The following is a 23,868-nucleotide window of genomic DNA, read 5'->3' on the forward strand; positions in this document are numbered from 1 at the left end:
CAGGCAGAGGGTGGTACTTCTATCTTTCTATATAGATACCTGGCTTCAACGGCAGGGCTGCCCTCTTTTTGCCTCCCAGATCGGGGGCTGAGGGGTCGTCTACACTGTAAATCTCTATGGGTGTGCCGAGCGTTCTTTCTATATAGGCTTTGTATGATTTTAAAGTCTCTAGCTCGTCGAATTGTTCCGTAGATGCTAAAAGCGTTCTGACTTCATCTCCTAGCGTCTTTACCAGGTCTATTAACCGCTTGGCTACTTGAGGCGGCGCGCCAGCCATAATCACAGTTTTTACATCGCCATTAAGAGCAGCCTTTGCCCACGAAAAATTCCTATTTACATATATGACGATGCGTCTTGCGCCTGGGCCAAAGGCTGGGATGTTTTTCACATCTTCTATCAACATATCAACATATCTCTTTGCTAACAAAGCTGCTGACTCTGCCTTTAGCCTAGGCCACGGCGCTGTGGCTACAAAACCAGAGCCACCTAGCAATGCCCAAAGCTCTTCGGCTATATGCGGCACTATAGGCTCCATAGCCACTACCCACGCCCGGGCTGCCTCAAGCGCCAATTTTGTCGGTTTCTCTACCATGGCGAGGTATTGGTCAAAAACCGCTTTGGCATTATATATCACTTCAACAGCGGCTTGTCTTACCCTGACTTTTTCATATGCCTCTCTCGCCTTATCTAAAATCCGCGAGATCTCCGCTATCAGCCATTGATCTATCCAGCCGGCCGGCCGATTTTCAGCATTTTGTATAAGTCTCTGCACTAGGGTGTATATAGCCATCAGCTGTTGGGCGTTTCTCCTGGCCTCAGCATCTCTAAAGTCGAGGTCTTGTTCCACCTCGGCTGCAAGCGCTAGCGTGGCCCTAAGCGGATCCGGGCCGTACATCTCCACGGCTCTATCAAGAGGTAGGACATTGCGCTTAGACTTCGACATCTTCTCGCCCTCTCTAAGCACCCAGCCGTTAGCCACAATTTGCCGTGGCCACTTCTCCCTGGGGAATATGGCCACGTGGTTAAAGATGAAGAAGGTCAGGTGGTTGGGGATGAGGTCCTTGCCGGAGTTCCTCGAGTCCAGGGGGTACCAATACTCAAACTCCTCTCTGATGGCCTTGAGGGCCTCAACTGGCACCCCCGTCTTCTTAGATACTTCATCTGCCGAGCCCTGCCCCAAGAAGACAAAGTCCCAAAACTCCTCAGTCAGTTGCTCCGGCTTTATGCCAAATTGTCTAATCTTCTTTATCACTGTGTAAAACGCCATGTAAATTGTTGAATCACTTAGGCTTTCTATAATCCAGCCAGAGCTCCAAGGAAGTGGCGTACCCAAGCCCCGTGTCCTAGCACATGCTCTCTTGTCTAGCCAGTCTATAGTGGCGAAAAAGTGGGCCTTCGCCTCTCCAGGTATAATAACCATTTCATCTACTAATTTACGCGCTGTTTCCTTCCATTTGGGATCGCCATAGTTTATGAACCACTGATCTTCCAACACTTTAACTACAATTTCTGTGCCACAACGGCAGTAGACTGGCTTGTTCATTATGTCATACATAACGCCGCCGAGACGGGCTTCTACAAGCCACTTGGCGATAAACTCCCGGGCCTCTCTTACCGGCCTCCCTGCGAAATACATCTTAAATACAGCCCGTAGCATAGACCTAGCAGGTTCCTGTAGATGAATGCCTATACGTTCGGTAACGTCTTCTCTCATGACGCCTCTTGTGTATTCTACAGAATACACCTCTTTAGTAGCCTCTTCGAGAGCTGGATCTGTCTGGCTTTTTATCCCCATCCTCTCTACGACCTCCTTAGCTGGGTAGTCGCCATACCCCTCCACCTTTATCAACGGAATCAGCTTTTCAATGCCTAAATCGCGGAGGGCGACGTAGTCATAAGGTGCGTGAGCCGGCACAGACATTACCACGCCGGTTCCCACCCTGGGGTCTACAAACCAGGCCTCGTATATAGGCACCCACTCTCCGGTGACAGGATTTTGTACACTACGACCTACAAACTCTCTGCCTCTAGCCTCTCTTAGAATTTTCACCTCCGCCTGGAAGGAGAGGCGGTATGCCGCATCTCTGCTAATTACGACACGCCTCCCGTCGAATTCGGCCACTACGTACTCGGCGTCTGGGTTAATCCAGAGGTTAGTGACGCCCAGCACTGTCTCAGGCCTAAGTGTGGCCGCGGGGAAGGTCAGCCCTTCTGAGTCTGTGAAATATATCAGCGTCCACTGGCCGATCTCAGGCTCTTTGTCGTCTTTAGTGTCATGGGCGCCCACAGGCATTGAGTGCCTTGGACACCAGCCCACGGGGTGTCTCCCCCTCACGATCAGCCCCTTCTTCCTCAGCTTCTCGAACTGCCACTGGATGAAGCGCTGGTACTCCGGGTCTATGGTTGTGAACTCTCTAGTCCAATCTATGCTTAAGCCGAACCTCTCCATCGCCATCTTGGACCGGTTGTGGAAGTAGCGGGCGAGGTAGAGGGGGTCTCCCATTTTCTTTATCTCCTCTTCAGGCACGCCGTATATCTCCATGTACTCCTCTATAACTGTCTTGTCTCCAGCCGCAATAACCTCGGCTATTGTAAGTATCGGCGTGCCTGTGTAATGAAAGCCCATGGGATATAATACAACTCTCCCCATGTGTCTATAGAACCTAGCTAACACGTCTGCAATTAAGTAGGTCCGCCCGTGTCCGATATGCACAGCCCCGTTGGGATAAGGATATGCCGCCGTGATAAAATACTTCGCCACACCTGGGGCTGGCTCCGGTTCAAAAACCCGCGACTCTTTCCACCTTTTCTGCCACCTCTCTGCAATCTCTATGAAGAACCGCGAAAGCTCACTCATGACATAGAAATGCCGCCAGTTTAAAAGTTAGATTCCCCAACTCTATATATATATACTCTAAGCTCTGGGTTATGTTCCACAAGCTTAAGCCCCGGCACCTCCCACATGTAAGATACGACAAATGCATCACGTCTTAACTCTCGCATAAATTTTACAGCAAGACGGATGTTTACAGAAGGCCACTGGAAAATATATACAACATCGGCATCAGACAGAGGAATCTTAAACATATCCCCTAGTAATACTTTACAGCGACATCTTAAAACACATATAAACCATCTCAGCGGGTCGATCTCAACGCCCACTACCACAGCACCTAGGCGTTTTGCCAAAGTCAACACCCGCCCATAGCCACAGCCCAAGTCATATACCTTCTTCCCATATACGCCAATACGCTTAAATGCCCACAACGCCGCCTCGGCGCTGGAGGTACTATATGCCCCACCCCGCCTAACGACAAAAGGCCAGATAAAGTGGAGAATTATGACAAGAGCCACTATAAAAATCACAAGCCATATCATGTCTTCTTTACAACAAGCCCCGTATCGCCTACTTCCACCACCTCTACCACATCTCCAGGCAGACAGCCTATACAATAGGCTCTCCAATACACGCCCTCTATCTTAACTATAGCCCAACCATTTTCAACCCCAGCCACGACCCCCCTCTTGCCTATAATATCTAGAGGAGATCTCTTGTCTCTAGGAGCTCTAAGCCCCGCAATCATAATAATGGCGTAGATAGATAAAAGAGCGCCGCCTACCGAATATCCGAGCCATGGCGGGATGTTGCCTAAAAATGTAAAAACCGCTATCAAGCCGCCAAGTAAACCAAGTATAGATGTGGAAATTACAACATCCACATCTAAAGCGGAGGCTGTATATAAAATATCTGCCCCTCGGAGGGGGCGTTTTCACAGCCGCCAACACGGCGCCTCGACACCCCACGCCAGGGGCAGATATTTTGTCTTTCCACGATTTAAATTTAACCTCGCAAGATATAAAAAAGAAAAAACAATACATCTTGTGCTTGATAATACGAAGGTACAAATTCTTAAGAAAGTTGCGACACAAGGCTATACTACAGTTGGCGAAGTGGTAAAAGAGCTTGGAATTAGCTGGGGGGCTGCACAGTGGCACCTTTTTTGGCTTGAAAACAACGGCTATATAAAGTCTGTAAATATAAACGGCACAACTATATACATACTCAACTGTGCCAACGTCTTAAGAAAACTAGAGAATATAGAAAAGATGCTAAACGAGACTAGAAATGCCAAGGCGTTCACTAGGTAGCACATCCACATCTCTCCGACCTATTTCCAAGAGATTCGCAAGCCAACCAGCGTAAGCTAAAACAATGCCGTCTCATCTGATTTTCCGCCATATAGGACAGGGCTTGTTGCCGTTACCGTAGGTTAATATGCCGTCTGCTGTCCAGCGTCGAAAAATTCCTACGGAAAGAAAGTCGAAGGGTAGTAATACCGTCTTCTACGTCTGTATACTAGTGCCGTAAGAAAGCCGGCAACAAATCCCCCTATGTGTGCAAAATAAGCAACTCCGCCGGTTTGGAGAGTAAAGAGCTCAAAGAAGCCATAGAAGAGTTGATAGAGGAACCAGAAGCCTATATAAGCCCAGGCGGGGACTTCAATAAGTGTAATAACTATGAAGAATGTAAGCGTGAGTATTCTGGCCCTTGGATATAAAACCATATATGCGCCGAGGACTCCACTGATAGCCCCAGAGGCCCCCACCGCCGGTACATACATGGGGTTTCCCAAAAGCCCAAACGCACTTAAAAGCGTCGCTTGAGCTGCGGTGGCCCAGTAGTGTGTAAACGCCGCCACAACTCCCCAAAATATGTAAAGGGCTAGGAAACGTCCGTGTCCATAGTGATCCTCTACGTTATCTCCAAAAACCCAGAGATAAATCATGTTGCCCACTATGTGGAGAAGGCCCCCGTGGAGAAACATATGTGTAACCCAACGATAAGGCTCTATCCAAGCTAGAGCAGGTATAAAGGCGTATTTCTGAACGATCTCTGGATTTAAAAGTTCGTATATAAAGACGACAATATTTATAAAGACTAGCGCCTTTGTAACAAACGGAAATGACGACGTGGGATTTATATCACGTATAGGCAACGCCACTTAGCCCACTAAACCTTGTGTTAAAAATTCTATCCATATGTCGCCGCTTTTCATAAGTCTACGTCTTTTCCCCTAGGGGCCAGGAGACTCTTCACCGGGCTCTAAATACCCCCGTCTCTAAGAGTCCGCGGGCGCTACCCAATTTCTCCCATTTCTCTTTTCCAAAACCACAAGGCCTTGCTCTGCAAGTCTTCTCACAGCTCTAAAAACCGTAGTGCGGGGGATCCCGAGGTCCCTAGCTATGTCGGCCTCATAAGCTCCGCCTGTCTTCTTTACATATTCAAATATCTGCCTATCCACATCCCCCAACTTTGCTACCTCCCTCGCCCCCCTCTTCAATACTAGGAGGGCCGTTGCAAAAGCCGCCGCGCCGGCTAAAGCCGCCAGCCACCAACCTGCTAGCCAGAGCGGGCTCTCTACAGAACCTCCTACCGTAGCTGATGTAGTTTGCAGAGGAGACCCGCTTGGGGGAGAAACTCGTTGAGATTGATTATTTTGTGAAGTAGTGTAAGAAGCCGGCAGTTGTTGCACGGCAGACGTATTTTGTTGTGACATGGCAGTGGCGGGCTGTGTTTTGTTTAGTTGGGAGGCGGCTGCGGCCGGTGTAGTCGTGTTGTTTTGTCTAGCGGCAGCATAGGGCGGCGAGATTGGGCGTGGAATTGCATAGGCAATATAGCCTGGCCCCTTTGCCACGATTACAAGAGATTTGTCTACCCTTGTATAGTTAAAGATTTTAATGTTTGGAATCACAAGAAGAGAGCCGTTCGCCCATATTATAACGACGTCACTTGTCGTAATGTTTATAGCTGGCAGTCCGCCTATTTCGTCGATTTTTGGCACGTATCTAATAGTTACTAAGCCTCGGCCTCCTGTAACAACAGAGACCGTCTTGCCATCAAACAACGCAGGCACTGGCACTCTGTCTAACTCTACCACGGGGGCTGAAAGCGGCTGAACTGGCAGAGTGATATTAAAAACGGTGGCTGTTACAGTAGCGTTAAATACCATCAGTGCCGTGCCGTTTGCAAAAAGCAAGAGAGCCCAAATCACACGAAATGGAAAAATGAAGGAAATATATTGGTTTCTCTACTTGCCTTTCTTCTTGTTAGACTCCTCTTTTCTAGACTTTTCGTCGTCTCTCTCTTTCTCGTTCTTTTTGTCTTTTTCACTAGACTTCTCGTCTTTCTCGTCAGAATTGTCGTTCTTGTTGGACTTCTTCTCATCTTTTGCTTCTACGTCTTTATCTCTTGACTTATTATCAGACTTATGCTTGCCATTTCCTTTTTCAATTTCTATTTTGTAGTAATTCTTGTCGAATTTTATTTCTACTTTTGTGCCGTTGATATACATTTCGAGTTTTTTCACAGACGTAGAGAGTTCCTTAAGACGTTGGGCGATATAGAGCAAAGTCTTCGCGTCGCTTATGTTGTACTTTTCCAATCTGGCCGCTATTGCAGAGAGTAACGTTGCGGTTTTATTGAGGTCTTTTGTCATTAGTTTGATTTCCCACTCATCTTCCTTTGTTAATGTCTTGTTAAATTTCGAAAGTTTTTTCTCTAATTCATACTCAAGCCTCATCTTTAGATATGTAGCATTTGGCGCGGTCTTATTTAACGACGCCGCTGTTAACATAGCCTTTGCCTTAAGTTTTTCTGTCTGGTTGCTGTCTACCAACAACTTAAAGACTTGTATAAGGCTGTCTATCTTGCCCTGCCTAGTCTGATTTAGCAAAGCTAGTAGCTGGCTGATTGTGGCATTGGTAAACTGACCCTTGGCTTGGCCTACTATGTGTAGATAGTACTGCTCGCCTGCAATTGTGACGTTGGCCTTTATATTTGCCGTAATTACTCTGTAGTTGTTGATATTTACTATTATTTGGGTGCCATTGTCTATGTATGTAATGTGTATATTTCCAGAGGGCGTAGTTATCACTGTCATGTTTGCCGCCATTGCCAATGCAGCTAGTAGCAGTAGTGGAGCCCACCTCATAGTCGCACAGCCGCTTGCTGTTTTTAAGGAATGTTTTTCTTCCTCATGTGGAATGTTGCCGTTGTCTTATTCCGCCTGTGAAAATAGGTGGCTCCCATCGCAGTATGTGCCAGGCGTGTTAAGGTCTATAAACTCCTCGCGGCAGATGGTAAATTGTAACCTTAGCCTATTCGCTATTTTAGCTACTGTTTCTAGAACTTTACGCCTGTAGTTCTCGGCGGCGTACCACTGGCCGTGGAAGTATTTCCCCTCTTTAAAATAGAGCTGTTGCCAAAGAGACAGCTTCTCTGGGAATGCCTTGGCCATACGGGCGAAATTATCTGGCTTGGCCTTGTAGGTGCTGGCGACTAGATGCACAGCGCCCGCAGCCGCGGCAGCTGACACTACCTCCTCTATATTGTCAATGTCGTCATTTATATAAGGTATCAGTGGATCAAGTCTAACACTGACTGGTATACCTACAGACGCCAAACGGCGTACTGCTTCTAATCTTCCCGCAGGGCGAGGCGCCCTCGGTTCTAAAACAGCAGCAAGATCCTCGCGGAGGGTAGTAATTGTAATCTGCACTACTACCCTCCCTCTATTACGCGTAAATATGTCTAGGTCTCTAAGCACAAGGGGAGATTTTGTCGTGATAATCACTTTATAACCTCTCTCAAGTAAAATCTGCAACACCTTTCTCGTAAGGCCGAGAGTCGCCTCAGGAGGAGTGTATGGGTCTGAAGAATTAGATAGGGCAACTATAGAGCCTCTTGGGATTTTCTCTAAATCTCTCCTAATTTTTTCCACTAAATCCTCCTTTGGCCTTGGGTTAAACGCGTTGGGGATATACGACGTTATATAGCAATATAGACAGCCGTGGCCACACCCCGTGTATGGGTTTACTCCATATTTCACAGGGCATGTACAAAGTGGGTTTTTCCAGGGGTCAAACGGCCTTACGACATATAAAGAAATACGCATGTATCGTAGAGAATATGGCCAATAAAACCTGGTTACATTTATTAAAATAGATGCACTCTTTTTTCGTGGGTTTTAAAACAGGTATTGACCCGATAGACGAACAAATACCGGAGGGCATTCCGCCAGGCTACGTCGTGTTAATTGAGGGCTTTCTAGGAGTGGGAAAGACGTTTTTTGCCACCACAATAGCGGCCACCGCGGCTAAAGCCGGCGCGTCTATCCTATTCTTTGCTATAGATAGTATGGCTGACGAAGTTTTAGAAGACGTCAAGAGGAGGGGGGCGCCTGTTTCAAATATAACTATTGTAGACGGCTTCGCCGCCCCCAATGAGCGCTATTCTAAACTTAAGCCTCCTGTAAAACACAGACTAGAAAACCCCGACGCATATGCCCTTTTGAATAAACTAGCGGAATTTACAAACGATTTTAGAAATGGAGTTGTAATTATAGACTCGCTTAATGAGATATTAATGCGGAGCCCAGGGTCGGCTCTAGATCTATTCCGTGCTTTTAAAATTTTTGCAAAATATACAAACTCTATTGTAGTCGCCACGGCGCATACAGACGTAGAGGAGGTCTACGGTATTTTAACAACGGCAGAACATCTGGCAGATATGATAATTCAAATAGAGGTTGATCCAAACTTAGAGGAAATGGGGCTCTATGTTCGACGTATGAGAATAGCCAGAGCGAGAAGAATGAAGGTAGTACACGACTGGATACATTTTGAAGTGTCTAACGGCCGCGTGGTAGAAATCGACGTAAAAACGATGTTAAAAATGCTAAATAAACAACTTAGAGAAATGGGCATTGAAATAAGACGTCCTCCTTCGTAGCGCCCGACTCTCCCTGAGGTCTGTGAGTGGGGGTAACATATGACGCCGCCGTATCCACATACGGAGCCGTAATGCGCTAAATCTTGATTGAGCGCAGTTGTACAATAATCTTAGTGCCGTCTAGCGTAGCCTCTGCATAGTGGCCGTCTTTTAAAGAACCTGGGTTGACTAATATGGTGTCGCCTAAGACATCTAAGCCTCTGTCTTCATGTATATGTCCATGTACAGAGAGTAGCGGTTGTTTCTCCTCTATATACCTCTTTACGGCAATACTGCCCACCGGCTTTACACCACCTACTTTATCTAAGTGCCCCCTTGGCGGATTGTGGACAACTAAAATCTGTGGAGTTGGATTTAAAGATCGTAGGAGTGTCTCAAGTTCTTCTTCAGAAACTCGAAAGAGGTCGTTAAATGGCGTGGGTAAACTGCCGCCGGCGCCGCCTATAGTATACGGGCCTAATTTTTGCGTCCTCCCATGGAGCGGCTTTATGACGTTAGTCTCGTAATTAGCCAGCTCTGGGGGGTCTGTATTGCCTGGTACAAAATAGACAGGGGCTATCTGGGCCAAAGTCTCTAATACTTCTATGGCGGCGCTTAAACTTCTACGGTATGTGAAGTCGCCGGCGGCAATAACTGCGTCGTAATTGCCGCCTATGGCTTTTATATTTCTTATCCCGTCGTGTATATCCGCTACTAAGAGAAGTTTTATCATACTACACATTTGGGTAGTAGAGCCGGAAGATCTCCCTGAGCTCGGCCAACTGTTGCTCCCGGCCAAGTCTCCTAACTATATTTCTTGCGAGGGTCCACACGGCGTTGACATCTCTACTTAACTGGATTTTACAAACAGGACATCTGACAAGTCTCCCACGTCTTTCCATTCTTCCTCCACAGAGCGGACAGACGTCTGAAATCATTGTCGTATGTAGCTCAACATAGTGCTCTCTAGCCAGCTCTAACACTTCTGTCAGTAGATGTTGAAACTTCTGCGTAAGCGGGAGGTCTACCACTAGGATATTTACGCCTTTCTTGGGGTAGAAGGCCTCTTTTATCCCCCCGGCTACCCCCCTTGCGGCGAGTTCTACATAGCCGCCCATTCTAAATACGCGGTATACAACGCCGTTTTCATTTACGTCCATCGCATGTACTACAAATGGAGTGCTTTCGACAAGTTCGGGAAGACCTATCTTCTCATCTGGTCTAATAAGTCTAACTATTGCGCCATCTTTCCTAAGGAGAACCTCCGCCTTGGCTATCCCAAATTGCATTGGGTCTGCATATGTCATTCTCCAACTTTTATAAACACAGAGGGGGAGGTCGCTGGCATATATAGCTACGAAACTTTCGATTAGTTTAACAACACTCCCAAGCTCAACTATTCTATATTCGCCGCCTAGTATTTCTCTTAATTTACCTACATCACAACGTAGATAGTACGTAAACATAAAACCCCCTGCTCTACTATTAAAATGCGTTACGTTTTTAAAGTAGTCCCGATTGCATCATCATGTCAGAGTTTAGAACGCCCGGAGAGGGGGAGGTTCTTGGCAAGATTGTTGAGATGCTTGGCGATGGTAGGTTCAAAGTTATTTGCGCAGATGGTCAGATTAGAGTAGCGCGGCTCCCCGGACGGTTGAGAAAAAGACTGTGGCTTAAGGCGGGCGACTACGTGATAGTGGCTCTATGGGATTTCGACCCGGCTAAAGGCGATATTGTACATAAATATGAGAAAAGAGACATAGAGGAACTCAAGCGGAGAGGTTATGCGGAGACCATAGAAAACCTTGACCGTTACGTGTGACGAAAAGGTCGGAGTGCTGATAATATGAAGAAAAGCGGCGTGCTGATATTTTCAGTATTTAACTCTCTGCAACATGGTATGCTATATAAGTGCGAAGGAGACGGCTAAGTCTTGTTGCCCAATAGACATATCGCATTGGTTGTGCCGTTTAATATGTTACCAACAAATCCCCCTATATGGCGCCCGGCCCTCTCTAGAGAGTCTGGACCAGCCCGTAGAAACACTCACTCAGGATACAAGCGCTCCGGGTCACAGAAGACTAGCGACATCTCACTTTTACGCCGGAACTCAGAGCCAGGGATGGGGGTACCACGTGGAGCTGTCTGTAGTTTGTCTAGGTGTAGAAACAGGGCCGGTGGACAAAATTTAAATTTGAAATCCAAAAAAAGATATTGTGAATTTTCCCGCGGTCACAGTTGACCAAGTTCTAGGGCTTCTAAAAGTTGTCCATAACCTCGGGGGTAGAGTTGACGCTATGCATGTAAATGATGCCATAGATGTCGATATGGGCGATCTATCGCACGTTATCGACGCTGCGGAGATCTTAGGTTTGTTGAAAACTAGCAACGGTGACTTAGTTTTAACAGAAGAGGGGAGATCAGCCGTAGAGAAGCCAGTGAGAGAATTTCAAAAACGTCTAAGAAAAACGCTCATGGCGCTAGAGCCCTTTACAAGTTTAGTAGGTCTTGTATCTAAGTCTGGCAGAGTTAGACTTGATGAGGTACTTAAGTTGCTTATAGAGTACGGTTATGACGAAGAGGGAGCCAGGAAAATTTTAGGTTGGGCTGTTTTCGCGCAATTAGTCGAAATCGACAATGGAGAGTGGGTTGTACCAACTTAGCTGTAACAAGCGGCACTAGCCTAAATATACTGCACCTCTGGCTCTGGGACAACGACTCTGGAGAAGCCCACGTTGAGTAGGAAACTCCCGTTATGTATTCCAAAGTATGAGTATGGCGGTTAAATATAGGCATATATCTGATCTAGGTATTTCTGAAATTCCGGGCTTCTCCTATTCCTGGGGTATGGCAGATCTATCTTTATGTCAGCTACTACTTTTGCGGGGCGGGGGCTAAATACAACAACTCTGTTGGCCATGTATACGGCTTCGTCTACTGAATGTGTAACCATAACCACTGTATGTATTGTGGTAAGGTTGTCATGCCATAATTTGACAATCTCGGCTCTTAAGCTCTCTGCTGTGAGGGGGTCAAGCGCTGAGAAAGGCTCGTCTAGTAACAAAACCTCTGGCTCTACTGCGAGAGCTCTCGCAAGCGCCACTCTTTGTTGCATACCTCCCGACAGCTGACGTGGATATGCTTCCTCAAAGCCCGAGAGGCCAACAAAAGATAGATATCTCATTGCTATCTCTCTTGCCTCATTCCAGCTCATACCTCTAGCCACTAGCGGCAAGGCCACATTGTCAAGCGCAGTTTTCCAAGGCAATAATGTGGGCGATTGAAACATAAGCGCAATCTCACGTCTAGGCCCTCGAATTAATTCGTCCCTGAATTTAATTATGCCAGCATCTGGCTTCTCCAAACCAGCTATCATCCTTAATAATGTGCTTTTGCCACATCCAGAGGGGCCAAGTAAGGCGGTAAACTCGCCTTTAGCTATAGACATCGTAAGATCGTTAAACACTACTACGTTTCCATAGCTCTTCTTGACTTTTATTATCTCTATGAGTGCCATTGCGCCACCAGATTATAGAGCCTTTTCCACACTAATTTGTTTACAGTAATTACCACGCCGCTCATAACAATAACTGAGATTATAAGCGCCGGTATGTTGCCGAGTTGCGCGACTTGCGCCATATATGCCCCCAGTCCGTTTACATTTGCAAGAGGCTCTGCGACAATTGTGGCATTCCACGCGCCGCCCCATGCGGTTAATAAGCCGGTTATTAGATACGGCAGTGTAGCCGGTATTAGGATGTGGATGAAATAGACAGCGCCTCCAATGCCGTAGGCTCTTGCTAGATCTTTAGGCACGTCGCGCCAAGCGGCAACAGCGTTTAGCACTGTGTATACAATGCTACCAGGCAGTAAGAGGGCCACGGAGAGTGCTTCGCCCTTCACCACAGATCCTATCAGCGGGTATAAAAATACAGCCGGTATCGACGATAGAATCGAAAGAGCGATAAACACTGTAGTCTCTAGTTGTGGATTTTTCACAACTAAAGCCACAGAGAGAAGACCAGCCAAGGCGCTGATAGTAAGCGTCATAACGACTCTAGCTAGGGTCGGCAAGACGTCTATTAGGGAATCCGCCAGGTATGATAAAAGTTCCCACTGTTGTGACGCTGGGGTAAAATTACGCAAGATATAGTAAATAAATACGGCAGATAACAACATAGTAGCTGTAAATATCACATATATGCCGTATTTCATCCAGACGGAAAGTATTTTGGAAAGGACGTAGGGCGGCTGTGGCATCTCTCTTATTAACTTACGCCAGAGGAATAAATATAGGGCAATGTTTCCGGCGGTTCCTATCGCTATTCCCACATATGCTGCTGTAGTGTCGCCTTTTTCAAAAGCGTCTACAACAAAGCTACCTATGCCGAACAGTTTTACCTCAGTTCCCAGAGTTATCACTTCTGAAGCAGTTATAAAAAAGAAGGCGTTTGACCAAGACACGGCGGCGTTGTAATAAACGCTTCTTAAAGCAACGGGTAGAAACACATGGGCCAGCGCCAATCTCTCGGTGAGATACACTTGAGACATCTCAATAAGTTCTCTAGGTAGAGTTTTGAAACTTTGATATATCCCAAAGATTATGTTCCACGCCATAGATGTAAAAATCAGAAACTGAGCCGCCAATTCTGCACCAATCTGTGGCATTGTGAGAACAAAGACATATAGGGCAATGGGGAAAAACCCCAGTATAGGAACCGACTGTAACACATCTAGAAGAGGCAGTAAGACTGCCTCAACGCGCCTAGATTTGTACATAGCATATGCCAAGGCATAGGCTATAGCCACAGTAGATAACAAAGCCAAGGCCATCCTCCCAAAGGTCGCTAAGAGAGCTAAAACGGCGATGGCAATACTTTCCACAACCCCATAGCGTTAGGCTACACATATGTATATAACACTTGCTATGCTCATCCTTTTAATATAATTTGTCAGCACTCGGCAAAATCCTCACGCGTCAGGCGAGGTCTCCCACACATCACTGTTTCAACTCCTCAAACCCTCTTTTATACTTTCAACGTCGTCTGTAGCAATGCCGTCTACGCCTATTTTCCACAAGCGCAAAGCTAAATCTACGCTATTTATCGTCCAAGCGACAACAAAGAGACCCAGGCGGTGCGCCAAAGCCACCGCCTTCTCTGTCGCCAAGGCGTAGTGGGGAAGCACAATATGGCAACCGAGTCTCTTCGCATCTATAACACGGCCAGGAGGTTTTGCATAAATAAGCCCCTTGTAGAGCCCAACCCCCTCTAGAGCTTCGTCGTGGAAACTAATTATGGCGCTCCATTTCTGTGCGCCAACTTCTCTAATCGTAGCAATAACAGTTTGTTTGTCCTCTGGGTGCTTAATCTCAATAAATACACCAGCGCGTTCTGCAATAAGCTCTAGCGCCTCTCTAAGCGTGGGGACTCTATACCTGCCCTTTTCCACCTTCTTAACCTCCTCCCAGGTGGCCCTTCTGACATTAAGCAAGATGCCAAAGGTTCTCTCTAGCGTATCGTCGTGACTTAGGACAGCTACGCCATCTGCCGTGACTTGTACATCAACCTCCACGATGTCAGCCCCATGTTTAATCGCCGACTCTATGGAGGGGAGAGTGTTCTCTAATTCTCTCTTTGGAAACCCCCTATGGCCCACGACAACGCGATGTCTTAATATTTCAAGTAAATCCATAATATTCTGTAGAAGAGTTATATATTACAAAGGTGTCAGACATATGGGCCTCTTCTCTTCGTTAAAAATGGCGATGTTAGGCACGCTCGTTGTCATAGTCTTAGCTCCTGCCACAAGCGCGTCTTTTCTCAAGAGAGTCTTACTCTTGTTAATAGGTCTAGGTCTAATAACCACTATATATGTGAAAAATGAGGTTAGTCGAGCGTTATAGTAGACAAATCCCTGTAATTGGAGAGGAGGGCCAAGGCAGACTGAGGGCAACGGCTGTAGCAGTATTTGGAATCGGCGGCCTCGGCACTTTAGTTGCTAGATATGTGGCGGGCGGGGGGTTTAGAAAAGTTGTTGTTATAGACCATGACGTTGTTTCAATACCGGATATACACCGCCAGATCTTATATACAACTAAAGACGTGGGGAAGCCGAAGGCAGAGGTTGCCGCTAGAGTTTTAAGCGAGGTAAATCCAGAGGTTGAGGTTGTCCCTATCGCCGAGCCCATAAGCCCTGACTTAGCAGATAGCATACTCAAGGAAGTAGATATTGCTGTAGACGCGCTGGATAATTGGGCGTCTAGACATGTGGTTAATAAGGCGGCGGTAAGACATGGAAAACCTCTTATCCACGGCGCAGTTCAGGAGTGGTATGGTCACGTCACCACAATTATACCGCGAAAAACGCCATGTTTAGAAGACATATTTGGGCGTTTTAAATCGTTGCCGTCTTGTGCCATGGGCTTCTGCCCAGTGTTAGGCCCAGCAGTAGGAGTGGTGGCTTCAATTATGGCACTCGAGGTTTTTAAAACCGCACTTGGGGCGCCTTCTTTAGTAGGCAGATTATTGGTAGTAGATCTAAAACATATGACTTTCGACCTCTTAGAAATTGAGAGAAATCCAAACTGCCCTGTGTGCGGAGTCTCCCACAGCATGACTTGACAATCAGAGACGCTCAATGTCAAGTCTGCCGAAGTAACAGAACTCTTCAATATTTGAAGACAGGTGAGAGTGGGAAAAATAGGTTGTTTTATTACGTGAGAGATGCCCCTCACGTCTCCCGACCCTCTCCGGGCTCGCGGGTACGCCTTTTGGCGGTCGCTGGCGTGGGGGCCGGCCGTGCCCGTGTGTACGGGCTCGGCGTAACGGCCGGTTGCCAGGGCCGGTTGGTTCGTAAGTGAAGAAACTTACGAGTTAGAAGTGTGATTGCCGAAAAAACGGGTTGTTTCTGGAGTAGCCCCCAGTACCTCCTCTTGGCCCGGTGTATGGGTATGTTGTCTCTGTTGTCTGAGAAGCCGCAGGCGGGGCACTGCACCCGCCCACCCCCGCTTCTCTCATCTTTGCTCCACAACGGGGATACACTGTGCTGTAGAGTCGCACCTCTCTATATAGAAGGCCATACCACTGCGCCAAGTGTTGTAGACGTCTTCTCAGTTGGCCGAGGCCGTCGTAGAAGTGCTTCCTCGCGCCGTCTTCGCCGCTCTGCTTCCTCGCCGAGTACGTCCTTTCGTCTATGCCGTCGACCACAATTGTGGCATGATATTTGACGGCCAAGCCGACGAGCTCCTTAGCCATCTTCACCACGGCGTCGCGAATTACGCCAAACCTCTTGCTCTTGAGGCGGCCAACCTCCTCCTCAAGTCGTGCCCTCCCGGCGGGGTCTATCTCCCTCGCGGCCCGCTTCTCAAGTTCCCTAACCCTCTGGTGCAACCTCTTCAACTCCTTTACAACAGACACGTCAGGCAACTTCAACCACTTGACAATCTTACCATCAACAATAACACCAGCCATAACGCCGTGGTCAAGGCGATTGATATTGACGATAACAAGCACCTTAGGCTTCACCGGCGTTACATCTCTAGCGAAGACGAGGGCGACGTAGAGCCCAAGGCGATGGTCGCCGTGGATGTCAACCGCCTTGATCACGGCGTTGTCGTCGGCATGGTGAGAGGTGGGATGCTCAGTAGGAGGGTTCTGCGTCTGCATAAGGGAGTTGAGGAGGTTACACGAGGAGATAAGCTGGCTCGAGGAGAGAGCCGCTAGGGAGGCGGACCCCGCCAAGAGGAGGCGACTCGAAGATAGAGTCAATTACCTCAAATCCAGGCGGTTTTAAGGACGTTGCAGAAGAGATAATTAAACTGGCGAGGGAGAACAACGCCGCCATAGTCGTTGATACAATAGAGGACGAGAGCTACCGGAAGTTAAAGGAGAGGAACGGAGACGGAGTGAAGAAGCACTTTCTAGACAGTTTGGGACAACTAAGGAGACGCCTACAGGCGCTTGCGCAGTGGTATGGCCTTCTATATAGAGAGGTGCGACTCTACAGCACAGTGTGTCTCCGTTGCGAAGCCAAGATGGCAGAGGAGAAAAACCGCATAACACGCTGTCTTGTCTGCGGCTTCACCGACCATAGGGACAACATACCGTTGCTCTGGGCCAAGAGGAGGTACTGGGAACTCCTTCAGAAAGCCAGAACTAATTTTTCTACCCCAATTACGGCATCTAGCTTTTAAGCTTGTAAATTCTTTTAATCACGAACCGACACCCCGGCCCTGGGGCCCGGCTAGTTAGGGGTATCACAAACTCTCAATGACCCAACCCCTTCGCCCACGCCGACGCGGCCGGACCCCATGCCGGGGCCACGGCTCCGGACATGCCCAGAGCTCCTCTGGGAAGGGCCGGGCGCAACAAAAGGGAGCTATTTAGAGCTTTACACTTTCGAAGATGTGTCTACGGTAGAACTTCTGCGTGATCTGCGGCCTGGCGTTTGTAAGTTCATCCTCCGGCAATATGGAGAGGACATCCCATCCGATATCTAATGTTTCTTCAAAGGAGCGTCTCTCGTAGTAGCCCTGTTTTATGAACTTCTGTTCAAAGGCGTCTGCGAAGCGGAGATACCGTCTTTCTCTCCAGCCGAGGTTGCGCTCGCCGACAAGCGTAGCGAGATTTCTAATCTCCAGAGCCTTCGAGTAGGCGGATATGAGCGTGTTAGCTACGTCTTTGTGATCCTCTCTAGTCTTCCCCTCGCCGATTGCGTCTTTGGCAAGACGGGATAGCGACATAATGACGTCGAAGGGCGGATAGATGCCCTTGCCCCACATGGCGCGGCTGAGCACTAGCTGGCCTTCGGTGATGTATCCTGTCAAGTCGGGAATGGGGTGGGTGATATCGTCATGCGGCATTGTGAGAATTGGGAACTGAGTGATAGAGCCCTTCTTTCCATGTGCCTTCCCCGCTCTCTCGTAGATTGTGGCCAGGTCTGTGTACATATAGCCTGGGTAACCGCGTCTCCCTGGCAGTTCGCCTCTGCCAGAGGAAAGCTCTCTAAGACCCTCGCAGTAGTTAGTCATGTCTGTGATTACTACCAACACGTGGTAGCCCAACTGCCAGGCTAAATACTCGGCAATTGTCAAACCTACACGTGGCGCTAAGATGCGTTCCGCCACTGGGTCAGACGCTAGGTTGAGTACAGCTACTGCCCTCCTTAACGCGCCTGTTCTCCTGAATTCGTCCATAAAGAAGAGCGCCTCTTCGGTTTTTATACCAACGCCGACGAAAACTACTGCGAACTCTTCCTCAGAGCCTCTTACTGTGGATTGTCTAACTACCTGGGCGGCCATCATGTTATGAGGCAAGCCCGTGCCGGAGAATATAGGTAGCTTCTGCCCTCTAACTAATGTATAAAGGCCATCTATGGCGGAAATTCCTGTCTCTATTGGCTCTTCAGGGTACTCTCGAGAATAGGGGTTTAAAGGCTCTCCATTGACATCTCGGAAATCCTCTGGCGGGGGAAGCGGCATATGATCTCTTGGCTGTCCCTTCCCATCTAAAATCCTCCCTATTAATTCCTCTGATACGGGCATTTTGAGGGTTTTGCCGTAAAATCTCACCGTTGAGCCCTTCGCCGGCAACCCAAGGGTGCCGCCTAGTACTTGAGCTATGGCGTAGTCTGTGCCAACTTCGATAACCTGTACCTTTCTAGGCTCTCCATCTGGCCCAACGACTTCGCCAATTTCGCCATATGAAACGCCTCTAGTCTTTTCAATAACTATTAGAGGGCCCTTCACCTCCCTTACAGTAGAATAAGAAACTACAGGCGTTAGCATACTTGCTTGATAGTTTTTATTTTTATACATTAACTTTCAGTACATGAGAGTTGGTGTAATCGGGCTTGGAATAATGGGGGCGCCCATGGCTATGCATCTCCACAGAGCGGGCCTACTAGCGGCTGTGTATAATAGAACGAAATCTAAAGCGGAGCCTTTTGAAAAACTTGGAGTCTACGTTGCAAGCTCTCCTGCCGATTTGGCACAAAGAGTAGATGTAGTAATTATTATGGTGTCAGACGCGCCAGATGTGGAACAAGTGCTTTTTGGATCCCGCGGAGTGGTAGAGGGCGCCAAGCCGGGTCTAGTGGTAGTAGATATGTCGACGAATTCTCCTGAGTGGGCCAGGAGATTTGCAGAGAGATTAGCACAATATGGAGTGAAGTTTCTCGACGCGCCTGTTACAGGCGGGCAGAAGGGCGCAATTGAGGGAACTCTCACTATTATGGTCGGGGGAGATGAGGAGTTGTTTCAGAAGTTACTTCCAGTCTTTAAGGCCTTTGGAAAGACTGTAGTACATGTGGGGCCTGTGGGATATGGGCAAGCTATGAAGTTGGTAAATCAAATAGTAATAGCGTTAAATACTATTGCAATGGTAGAGGGGTTACGCCTAGCGAAAGCTCTTGGCCTTGACATAGATAAGGTTGCCCAAGTACTTTTTAGTGGTGCTGCAAAATCTGGGTCTATAGAGCTTTATCTACCGAAGCTATTAAAGGGCGATTTATCTCCTGGTTTTAAGGCAGCCCATCTAAAGAAGGACTTGGCATATGCCATGGAGATAGCAAATAAGTTAAACATATCTCTCCCAGGCGCTGCACTTGCATTAGAACTCTATAAGAAGATGGTAGAGAGGGGATTAGGCGAACTAGGTATACATGCATTAAGTGAAATATATTAAGCACAATATTTAAAAGAACTATTTTTCAAGTCTTTTAATGGATTACTTCAATAGTTTAAAAAATATTTTCCTTAATTCTATAGATAATAGGCCGCTAGAGGGTGTCAGAGTTGTTGAGTTTGCCCACTATATTCTTGGTCCTAACATACCTAGGTTATTAGCTCAGCTTGGTGCCGAAGTTATAAAGATAGAGCCTCCTCCAAGAGGAGATAGATGGAAGTATGCCCCCATGTGGGGCGGCAAAGGGTTTTTCAAAGGTATGAGAATTGATTACTTGTATTTAAACTCTAACAAATATTTTGTTGGTATAGACTTTAGAAAAGAGGAGGGTTATAAGCTCATTATAGAACTTGTAAAGAGAGCCGATGTATTTGTTGAAAATATGGAGCCTGGCACTCTAGATAAATATGGGTTGGGATATCTCCAATTGAGAGAGATAAACCCACGTCTAATTTACGTAAGTGCGTCGGGCTATGGTCAATTTGGCCCTCTACATAAACTTCCCAGCTATGATATAATTGGACAAGCCGAGTCTGGGATTATGGATACAACAGGTTGGGAAAATAGCATAAATGAAATATATAGACTGCCCGATTACCCAGGGGATTGGCTTCCGTCTACTATGGCCGTTAGCGCGATTATTGCTGCGTTAATATATAGAGAAAAGACGGGGCGGGGGCAGTATATAGATTTATCTCAAGCAGCAAGTCTTCAAAGGTTCATGTACCACTTTGTCTATATGAGCGCAACTGGGAGGAGGTTAAAGAGAAGCGGCTTTTTTGACCCCTTTGCTCCAGTGTCTGGAGTTTTCAAAACTTACGATGGAAAATACGTAGCTGTGTCTGCTATGACAGAATCGCAAGTTAGAACTCTTGCAAAAGAGGTAAATGGACTCTTAGACGCTTTGGGAGATAGATGGAAAGTCTATGAGATCTTACAGAAGTGGATCTCTCAAAAGACTCTTGTAGAGATTCTAGAAATTGGTAAAAGACTTAAAGTGCCTATTCAACCTGTAATGACAGATTTTGATGTATTAAACGATCCGTGGCGGTGGGAACGCGGATCTATTGTAAAAATACGCGATAGACTATATGGAGAAATCGTGGTGCCAGGTCCCGTAGTTAAAATTGCCGGCGTAAATCTTAACGTTAGATGGGTGGCGAGACCTGTTGGTTATCATAACAAGCTTGTTTTAAGAAAATGGCTAGGTATAAAGGCTGAGGAGGTTGACAAACTAGTGGAGCACGGGGTTTTGGGCTATTGGGACGGACAAATTGGCAATATGCCGCCGCCCGGTTGGAAAGCAGAAGAAGATCCAGTATTTCAGGGAGAGAGAGATGAGATATGAGCGATAGAGAGACAGTATTAAGGGAGTTATTTACGCCACATGGGAAGCCGAGTGCGCTAGAGGGTGTAAAAGTCTTGGAGATATGTGGAATAAACTTTGGCTGTATGATTGCCGGCTCTCTTTTGGCGGAGCTAGGCGCAGAGGTTTATACGGTGCCAGACGAAGAGGCGGCTAAGATTACGACAGATGGAGTCTATATAAATGGCGTAGGCATACCATACTTTGTTGAGAGTAGAGGAAAAAAGAAAGTAAAGTGGGAAGACTTAAGCTCGTTAATTAAGGATATCGATATTCTTTTAGACGGTCTTGGGCCTGGGAAATTATCAGAGCAAGGCATGGGATACCCCGAGTTAGCTGAAAAATATCCGAAGCTCATATACGTCGCTATATCGCCCTTTGGTCACTACCCCACTGCAAAATCCATAGAATACAGAGATGTTCCAGATTCAGATCTAATTGGACAGGCATATAATGGTTATATGGCAATGTTAGGAAATCCAGATCTCCCAGAGCCGTATTCATACCCTATAAGAGCAGGTATCTGGCTCGCCTGGGCTTTCGCGGGAGCCGCTGCAGCTTTAGGCGCGCTAGCCGCTTATTGGTGGAGGATGAAGACAGGGAGGGGGACTTTTGTTGACGTAGCTACAAACGACGTGTTGTCTGTGGATCATCCTTATCAAATCGGTGCTGCGTTTGTACTAGGAGCTAGTAGGCGTAGATCGCCTACAATAGACGCCAATTTATTCGTAACATATACTACTGCCAAGGCGAGGGACAGATTTGTAGCTATAGCGACAGTAATCTGGCCAGAGATTGAGGCATTTTTCGAAATCATAGGCAGGCCGGATCTGGCTGAGAAATGGAGAGACGCCATGGCTCAAGTTGAGAAAAATCCAGACATACTTAAGCCGCTTGAAAAAGAGGTATTTTCAATTGTAAAAGAATTTCCAGCAGAAGAACTAATAAGGAGGAGCAGAGAGAAGGGGAGACCGCCTATGGCGATAATAAAAACACTAGAAGAGGTGGCTTCACAAGAACACTGGCGTTTAAGAAGGGCTATTATAGAAGTTACATGTGGGGAGAGAAAACTCTTAATGCCTGGCACTCCGTATGTTATGTCAGAGACTCCGGGCAGAGTTAACTCTCCTTGTTGATTTTATAAACACCCTCTTCCACCTTTTTGAAAGCATAGACGCCATCCTCCGTTCTCACCACTATTTGCCTAGGCCATGCCGATATGTCAACAAAGACTTCCCTATAGCCTGCCTCTCTAAAGATTTCTTCTATATCGCCCTTAGGTAAATCCTCTGGTATTAACACGGCGTAATCAAAAACGCCGACCTTGATAAGTCTAGCAAGCTCCTTCCGATCTTCGCTCTCTGTTACGTCGTAGAACGACCTAGTTTCCATAAGGTCTCATAATAAGGGGGACTAAAATTTTTCCTGTAGCTCTATGGCATAGAGTATATATGTCGTATATCTCTCTATATCCGTCTAGGCTTAGAGAAGTTACATCTATGTCTGGATCTCCTATTGCAGATCCAAAGGAAAATCTGCCTATATATAAAGATTTATCTATGCAGGGACGTCCCCTCGCAAGCAGCTCCCAGGGCGTTACAGCCGTACAAACCCACGGCTTGTCAGGTAAACATGTATAACCTCTACTTCTTCCGAGAGCTTCTGACACGGCCTCATACGCCTCTAAGCTTGAGAGACATTTACTTTCTCCTCTTCGCGCAGGTTTGTCTCCGTAGATATACATACGTGGTTTAAATCCGACTTTCTTCACTAACGCGTGGCTTGGCGTATTCCATTCGGCTATCAAAAGCGTGGCGATAATGGCGCCTCTCCGTCGCGCCTCTTCCAGAAGAAACCTCGTAGTAGTCTCTCCTACATTTCTACTCCGTAGCTCAGGTCTTACGCGAAGTCCCTGTAGATAAGCCGATTTGTCTATGAGGACTAGTGCAGCAATCCTCCCGTTCAAAACCGCCACATACGCCCTCCCCTCTCTCACCCACTTGCCTATAACCTGCGGTATGTAGTCGTCCATTCCCAAGTGTTTAGTGCAAACGAAATAATCTCGGGATATCCTCTTCTACAGCTTTACGAAATGCGAGCATAAAAAGTAGTTGTAAATTTTTATATATGCCTTATTTATACCGTATCGCTTACGACGGAACGTTGTTTTATGGATTTACCGGGCACTCGCGATCTCTTGAGCCAGCCTTAAAAAGGGTTTTTGGCGAGATCCTTGGCCGAGGCAGTAGGACAGACCCTGGCGTTTCAGCTGTGGCAAATACGGTGATGGTCTCCCAGAAGTTGCCAATAGCTCTTGTAAATTCGAAGTTGCCGCGGGGAGTCTGGGCATGGGCTGTAGCAGAAGTGCCACAGAGTTTTAACCCTAGACGCGCTAAATTTAGGCATTATCTATATGTGGCGCCTCATTGGGGCGAGGACTTAGGATCTATGCGCGAGGCGGCAGAAGTCCTCGCTGGAACTCACGACTTTGCTTCATTTATACAAAGGAGGGGAGAGAAGATTTCAACCATTGCTACAGTTATGGAGATCAAAGTAGAGCTAAGGGGGGATCTAATTTATATGCACTTCGTAGGGCGGGGTTTCAAAAACAAGATGATTAGAAAACTTGCATGGGCGATATTAGCCGCTGGCCGCGGCATATTTAATATACGTGATATAAGAGAACTATTGGAGAGACCAAGGCCGGGCGTTGTGCCTAGTGCGCCAGCCGAAGGCCTTGTCTTGCTTAATATAGAGTACGATGTTGATTTCCAGATAGATTATACTGCTTTAAGATCGGCATATGTGTATTTTCTCTCAAAGTATAGACATGCTGTAGCTCACGCAGCGGCTTTAAAAGCTGTTGGAGAGACTTTGGCCACGTGGGAGCAGTGACCGTCCTCTGCCCTAGAGGGCAAGGCTTTTGGTTATAACGTCGTTGCAACAATCTACACTGAGAGACGCTTGCAGAGAGGACGATACATTGTCTAGCCAGATGTCTAGTCTAGAGTAACCTGGTTGTCTGCAACAGCATGGACGAAAGGGAA

At 47.2% G+C, this 23,868-nt stretch carries 28 protein-coding genes; 12 read left to right on the forward strand and 16 right to left on the reverse strand.

Annotated features, from left to right (window positions below):
- Positions 1 to 19: 19 nt before the first annotated feature.
- From leuS to ACZ49R_RS01815, 3 genes are read right to left on the reverse strand one after another with little or no spacing between them, the layout of a single operon-like run.
- Complete coding sequence (gene leuS / locus ACZ49R_RS01805; RefSeq protein ID WP_464733490.1) at positions 20 to 2,857, reverse strand: leucine--tRNA ligase; 2,838 nt, start codon at positions 2,855 to 2,857, stop codon at positions 20 to 22.
- Positions 2,858 to 2,877: 20 nt separating this feature from the next.
- The gene (locus ACZ49R_RS01810; RefSeq protein ID WP_464733491.1) at positions 2,878 to 3,378 is read right to left on the reverse strand and encodes a class I SAM-dependent methyltransferase; all 501 of its coding nucleotides are present in this window, start codon (positions 3,376 to 3,378) and stop codon (positions 2,878 to 2,880) included.
- Positions 3,375 to 3,719: an NfeD family protein gene (locus tag ACZ49R_RS01815; RefSeq protein ID WP_464733492.1), complete on the reverse strand. Its 345-nt coding sequence runs from the start codon at positions 3,717 to 3,719 to the stop codon at positions 3,375 to 3,377. The genes ACZ49R_RS01810 and ACZ49R_RS01815 overlap by 4 nt, the downstream gene beginning before the upstream one ends.
- A 163-nt stretch (positions 3,720 to 3,882) precedes the next feature.
- On the opposite strand from ACZ49R_RS01815, the gene ACZ49R_RS01820 reads away from it, so the two are divergent.
- Positions 3,883 to 4,149, forward strand: a complete 267-nt coding sequence (locus ACZ49R_RS01820; RefSeq protein ID WP_464733493.1) for a winged helix-turn-helix domain-containing protein — start codon at positions 3,883 to 3,885, stop codon at positions 4,147 to 4,149.
- Between the two features lie 158 nt (positions 4,150 to 4,307).
- Here the strand turns inward: ACZ49R_RS01820 and ACZ49R_RS01825 are convergent, their stop codons facing one another.
- The 4 genes from ACZ49R_RS01825 to ACZ49R_RS01840 form a co-directional block, all read right to left on the reverse strand.
- Complete coding sequence (locus ACZ49R_RS01825) at positions 4,308 to 5,003, reverse strand: rhomboid family intramembrane serine protease (RefSeq protein WP_464733494.1); 696 nt, start codon at positions 5,001 to 5,003, stop codon at positions 4,308 to 4,310.
- Between the two features lie 117 nt (positions 5,004 to 5,120).
- Entirely contained in the window at positions 5,121 to 6,053 is a 933-nt protein-coding gene (locus tag ACZ49R_RS01830; RefSeq protein WP_464733495.1) for a helix-turn-helix transcriptional regulator, read from the reverse strand.
- Positions 6,054 to 6,089: 36 nt separating this feature from the next.
- Positions 6,090 to 6,992 carry a hypothetical protein gene (locus ACZ49R_RS01835; protein ID WP_464733496.1) on the reverse strand — a complete coding sequence of 301 codons (903 nt, stop codon included), beginning with the start codon at positions 6,990 to 6,992 and terminating at the stop codon, positions 6,090 to 6,092.
- A gap of 66 nt (positions 6,993 to 7,058) precedes the next feature.
- Positions 7,059 to 7,955, reverse strand: a complete 897-nt coding sequence (locus ACZ49R_RS01840; protein ID WP_464733497.1) for an SPL family radical SAM protein — start codon at positions 7,953 to 7,955, stop codon at positions 7,059 to 7,061.
- Between the two features lie 65 nt (positions 7,956 to 8,020).
- Between ACZ49R_RS01840 and ACZ49R_RS01845 the strand changes: the two genes are divergently transcribed.
- Positions 8,021 to 8,791 carry an RAD55 family ATPase gene (locus ACZ49R_RS01845; protein WP_464733498.1) on the forward strand — a complete coding sequence of 257 codons (771 nt, stop codon included), beginning with the start codon at positions 8,021 to 8,023 and terminating at the stop codon, positions 8,789 to 8,791.
- A 76-nt stretch (positions 8,792 to 8,867) separates the two neighbouring features.
- Here the strand turns inward: ACZ49R_RS01845 and ACZ49R_RS01850 are convergent, their stop codons facing one another.
- Together ACZ49R_RS01850 and ACZ49R_RS01855 are read right to left on the reverse strand one after the other, a co-directional pair.
- The gene (locus ACZ49R_RS01850; RefSeq protein ID WP_464734078.1) at positions 8,868 to 9,500 is read right to left on the reverse strand and encodes a metallophosphoesterase family protein; all 633 of its coding nucleotides are present in this window, start codon (positions 9,498 to 9,500) and stop codon (positions 8,868 to 8,870) included.
- A 4-nt stretch (positions 9,501 to 9,504) separates the two neighbouring features.
- Complete coding sequence (locus ACZ49R_RS01855; protein WP_464733499.1) at positions 9,505 to 10,236, reverse strand: zinc ribbon domain-containing protein; 732 nt, start codon at positions 10,234 to 10,236, stop codon at positions 9,505 to 9,507.
- Between the two features lie 62 nt (positions 10,237 to 10,298).
- Here ACZ49R_RS01855 and ACZ49R_RS01860 point away from each other — a divergent pair, with 62 nt between their 5' ends.
- Positions 10,299 to 10,592, forward strand: coding sequence for a translation initiation factor aIF-1A (locus tag ACZ49R_RS01860; RefSeq protein WP_011762996.1), 294 nt, complete (start codon positions 10,299 to 10,301; stop codon positions 10,590 to 10,592).
- Positions 10,593 to 10,986: 394 nt separating this feature from the next.
- The gene (locus ACZ49R_RS01865; protein WP_464733500.1) at positions 10,987 to 11,433 is read left to right on the forward strand and encodes an AAA-associated domain-containing protein; all 447 of its coding nucleotides are present in this window, start codon (positions 10,987 to 10,989) and stop codon (positions 11,431 to 11,433) included.
- 119 nt (positions 11,434 to 11,552) lie between these two features.
- Here ACZ49R_RS01865 and ACZ49R_RS01870 read toward each other — a convergent pair whose 3' ends face one another.
- From ACZ49R_RS01870 to ACZ49R_RS01880, 3 genes are all read right to left on the reverse strand, one after another.
- Complete coding sequence (locus ACZ49R_RS01870) at positions 11,553 to 12,287, reverse strand: ABC transporter ATP-binding protein (protein WP_464733501.1); 735 nt, start codon at positions 12,285 to 12,287, stop codon at positions 11,553 to 11,555.
- The gene (locus ACZ49R_RS01875; RefSeq protein WP_464733502.1) at positions 12,275 to 13,654 is read right to left on the reverse strand and encodes an ABC transporter permease subunit; all 1,380 of its coding nucleotides are present in this window, start codon (positions 13,652 to 13,654) and stop codon (positions 12,275 to 12,277) included. Before ACZ49R_RS01875 ends, ACZ49R_RS01870 begins: the two co-directional genes overlap by 13 nt.
- Positions 13,655 to 13,777: 123 nt before the next feature.
- Entirely contained in the window at positions 13,778 to 14,464 is a 687-nt protein-coding gene (locus ACZ49R_RS01880; RefSeq protein WP_464733503.1) for a glycerophosphodiester phosphodiesterase, read from the reverse strand.
- Positions 14,465 to 14,507: 43 nt separating this feature from the next.
- On the opposite strand from ACZ49R_RS01880, the gene ACZ49R_RS01885 reads away from it, so the two are divergent.
- Positions 14,508 to 14,675 carry a hypothetical protein gene (locus ACZ49R_RS01885; RefSeq protein ID WP_167827640.1) on the forward strand — a complete coding sequence of 56 codons (168 nt, stop codon included), beginning with the start codon at positions 14,508 to 14,510 and terminating at the stop codon, positions 14,673 to 14,675.
- Positions 14,653 to 15,393: a HesA/MoeB/ThiF family protein gene (locus tag ACZ49R_RS01890; RefSeq protein ID WP_011763001.1), complete on the forward strand. Its 741-nt coding sequence runs from the start codon at positions 14,653 to 14,655 to the stop codon at positions 15,391 to 15,393. Before ACZ49R_RS01885 ends, ACZ49R_RS01890 begins: the two co-directional genes overlap by 23 nt.
- 252 nt (positions 15,394 to 15,645) lie before the next feature.
- Here ACZ49R_RS01890 and ACZ49R_RS01895 read toward each other — a convergent pair whose 3' ends face one another.
- Positions 15,646 to 16,377, reverse strand: coding sequence for a nuclease/transposase family protein (locus tag ACZ49R_RS01895; protein ID WP_464733504.1), 732 nt, complete (start codon positions 16,375 to 16,377; stop codon positions 15,646 to 15,648).
- A gap of 25 nt (positions 16,378 to 16,402) precedes the next feature.
- On the opposite strand from ACZ49R_RS01895, the gene ACZ49R_RS01900 reads away from it, so the two are divergent.
- The gene (locus ACZ49R_RS01900) at positions 16,403 to 16,564 is read left to right on the forward strand and encodes a hypothetical protein (protein ID WP_464733505.1); all 162 of its coding nucleotides are present in this window, start codon (positions 16,403 to 16,405) and stop codon (positions 16,562 to 16,564) included.
- 112 nt (positions 16,565 to 16,676) lie between these two features.
- Entirely contained in the window at positions 16,677 to 16,964 is a 288-nt protein-coding gene (locus ACZ49R_RS01905) for a zinc ribbon domain-containing protein (RefSeq protein WP_464733506.1), read from the forward strand.
- A 189-nt stretch (positions 16,965 to 17,153) separates the two neighbouring features.
- On the opposite strand, the gene ACZ49R_RS01910 is transcribed toward ACZ49R_RS01905, so the two are convergent.
- The gene (locus ACZ49R_RS01910; RefSeq protein ID WP_464733507.1) at positions 17,154 to 18,557 is read right to left on the reverse strand and encodes a V-type ATP synthase subunit B; all 1,404 of its coding nucleotides are present in this window, start codon (positions 18,555 to 18,557) and stop codon (positions 17,154 to 17,156) included.
- A 43-nt stretch (positions 18,558 to 18,600) separates the two neighbouring features.
- On the opposite strand from ACZ49R_RS01910, the gene ACZ49R_RS01915 reads away from it, so the two are divergent.
- The 3 genes from ACZ49R_RS01915 to ACZ49R_RS01925 are packed head-to-tail and all read left to right on the forward strand — an operon-like array spanning position 18,601 to position 21,957.
- A complete protein-coding gene (locus ACZ49R_RS01915; RefSeq protein WP_464733508.1) occupies positions 18,601 to 19,455 on the forward strand; it encodes an NAD(P)-dependent oxidoreductase in 855 nt (284 codons plus the stop codon).
- 37 nt (positions 19,456 to 19,492) lie between these two features.
- Positions 19,493 to 20,803: a CaiB/BaiF CoA transferase family protein gene (locus ACZ49R_RS01920; RefSeq protein WP_464733509.1), complete on the forward strand. Its 1,311-nt coding sequence runs from the start codon at positions 19,493 to 19,495 to the stop codon at positions 20,801 to 20,803.
- On the forward strand, positions 20,800 to 21,957 hold the full coding sequence (locus tag ACZ49R_RS01925; RefSeq protein WP_464733510.1) for a CoA transferase: 1,158 nt from the start codon (positions 20,800 to 20,802) through the stop codon (positions 21,955 to 21,957). The genes ACZ49R_RS01920 and ACZ49R_RS01925 overlap by 4 nt, the downstream gene beginning before the upstream one ends.
- Here the strand turns inward: ACZ49R_RS01925 and ACZ49R_RS01930 are convergent.
- Positions 21,941 to 22,213 (reverse strand): hypothetical protein, encoded by a 273-nt coding sequence (locus tag ACZ49R_RS01930; RefSeq protein ID WP_464733511.1) that lies wholly within the window; start codon positions 22,211 to 22,213, stop codon positions 21,941 to 21,943. The genes ACZ49R_RS01925 and ACZ49R_RS01930 overlap by 17 nt on opposite strands.
- Entirely contained in the window at positions 22,203 to 22,853 is a 651-nt protein-coding gene (locus ACZ49R_RS01935) for a GNAT family N-acetyltransferase (RefSeq protein ID WP_464733512.1), read from the reverse strand. The genes ACZ49R_RS01930 and ACZ49R_RS01935 overlap by 11 nt, the downstream gene beginning before the upstream one ends.
- A 95-nt stretch (positions 22,854 to 22,948) precedes the next feature.
- On the opposite strand from ACZ49R_RS01935, the gene ACZ49R_RS01940 reads away from it, so the two are divergent.
- Positions 22,949 to 23,716 carry a tRNA pseudouridine(38-40) synthase TruA gene (locus ACZ49R_RS01940; protein ID WP_464733513.1) on the forward strand — a complete coding sequence of 256 codons (768 nt, stop codon included), beginning with the start codon at positions 22,949 to 22,951 and terminating at the stop codon, positions 23,714 to 23,716.
- Positions 23,717 to 23,868: the final 152 nt, after the last annotated feature.

It is taken from the genome of Pyrobaculum organotrophum (assembly GCF_055384425.1).

Excerpts from the sequence above, each read along its gene's own strand:
- ACZ49R_RS01940 (WP_464733513.1), top strand. The coding sequence starts at position 22,949 with ATGCCTTATTTATACCGTATCGCTTACGACGGAACGTTGTTTTATGGA.
- ACZ49R_RS01935 (WP_464733512.1), bottom strand. The coding sequence starts at position 22,853 with ATGGACGACTACATACCGCAGGTTATAGGCAAGTGGGTGAGAGAGGGG.
- ACZ49R_RS01835 (WP_464733496.1), bottom strand. The coding sequence starts at position 6,992 with ATGAGGTGGGCTCCACTACTGCTACTAGCTGCATTGGCAATGGCGGCA.
- ACZ49R_RS01885 (WP_167827640.1), top strand. The coding sequence starts at position 14,508 with ATGGGCCTCTTCTCTTCGTTAAAAATGGCGATGTTAGGCACGCTCGTT.
- ACZ49R_RS01860 (WP_011762996.1), top strand. The coding sequence starts at position 10,299 with ATGTCAGAGTTTAGAACGCCCGGAGAGGGGGAGGTTCTTGGCAAGATT.
- ACZ49R_RS01810 (WP_464733491.1), bottom strand. The coding sequence starts at position 3,378 with ATGATATGGCTTGTGATTTTTATAGTGGCTCTTGTCATAATTCTCCAC.
- ACZ49R_RS01870 (WP_464733501.1), bottom strand. The coding sequence starts at position 12,287 with ATGGCACTCATAGAGATAATAAAAGTCAAGAAGAGCTATGGAAACGTA.
- ACZ49R_RS01915 (WP_464733508.1), top strand. The coding sequence starts at position 18,601 with ATGAGAGTTGGTGTAATCGGGCTTGGAATAATGGGGGCGCCCATGGCT.
- leuS (WP_464733490.1), bottom strand. The coding sequence starts at position 2,857 with ATGAGTGAGCTTTCGCGGTTCTTCATAGAGATTGCAGAGAGGTGGCAG.
- ACZ49R_RS01925 (WP_464733510.1), top strand. The coding sequence starts at position 20,800 with ATGAGCGATAGAGAGACAGTATTAAGGGAGTTATTTACGCCACATGGG.
- ACZ49R_RS01840 (WP_464733497.1), bottom strand. The coding sequence starts at position 7,955 with ATGCGTATTTCTTTATATGTCGTAAGGCCGTTTGACCCCTGGAAAAAC.
- ACZ49R_RS01880 (WP_464733503.1), bottom strand. The coding sequence starts at position 14,464 with ATGGATTTACTTGAAATATTAAGACATCGCGTTGTCGTGGGCCATAGG.
- ACZ49R_RS01910 (WP_464733507.1), bottom strand. The coding sequence starts at position 18,557 with ATGCTAACGCCTGTAGTTTCTTATTCTACTGTAAGGGAGGTGAAGGGC.
- ACZ49R_RS01920 (WP_464733509.1), top strand. The coding sequence starts at position 19,493 with ATGGATTACTTCAATAGTTTAAAAAATATTTTCCTTAATTCTATAGAT.
- ACZ49R_RS01890 (WP_011763001.1), top strand. The coding sequence starts at position 14,653 with ATGAGGTTAGTCGAGCGTTATAGTAGACAAATCCCTGTAATTGGAGAG.
- ACZ49R_RS01855 (WP_464733499.1), bottom strand. The coding sequence starts at position 10,236 with ATGTTTACGTACTATCTACGTTGTGATGTAGGTAAATTAAGAGAAATA.
- ACZ49R_RS01930 (WP_464733511.1), bottom strand. The coding sequence starts at position 22,213 with ATGGAAACTAGGTCGTTCTACGACGTAACAGAGAGCGAAGATCGGAAG.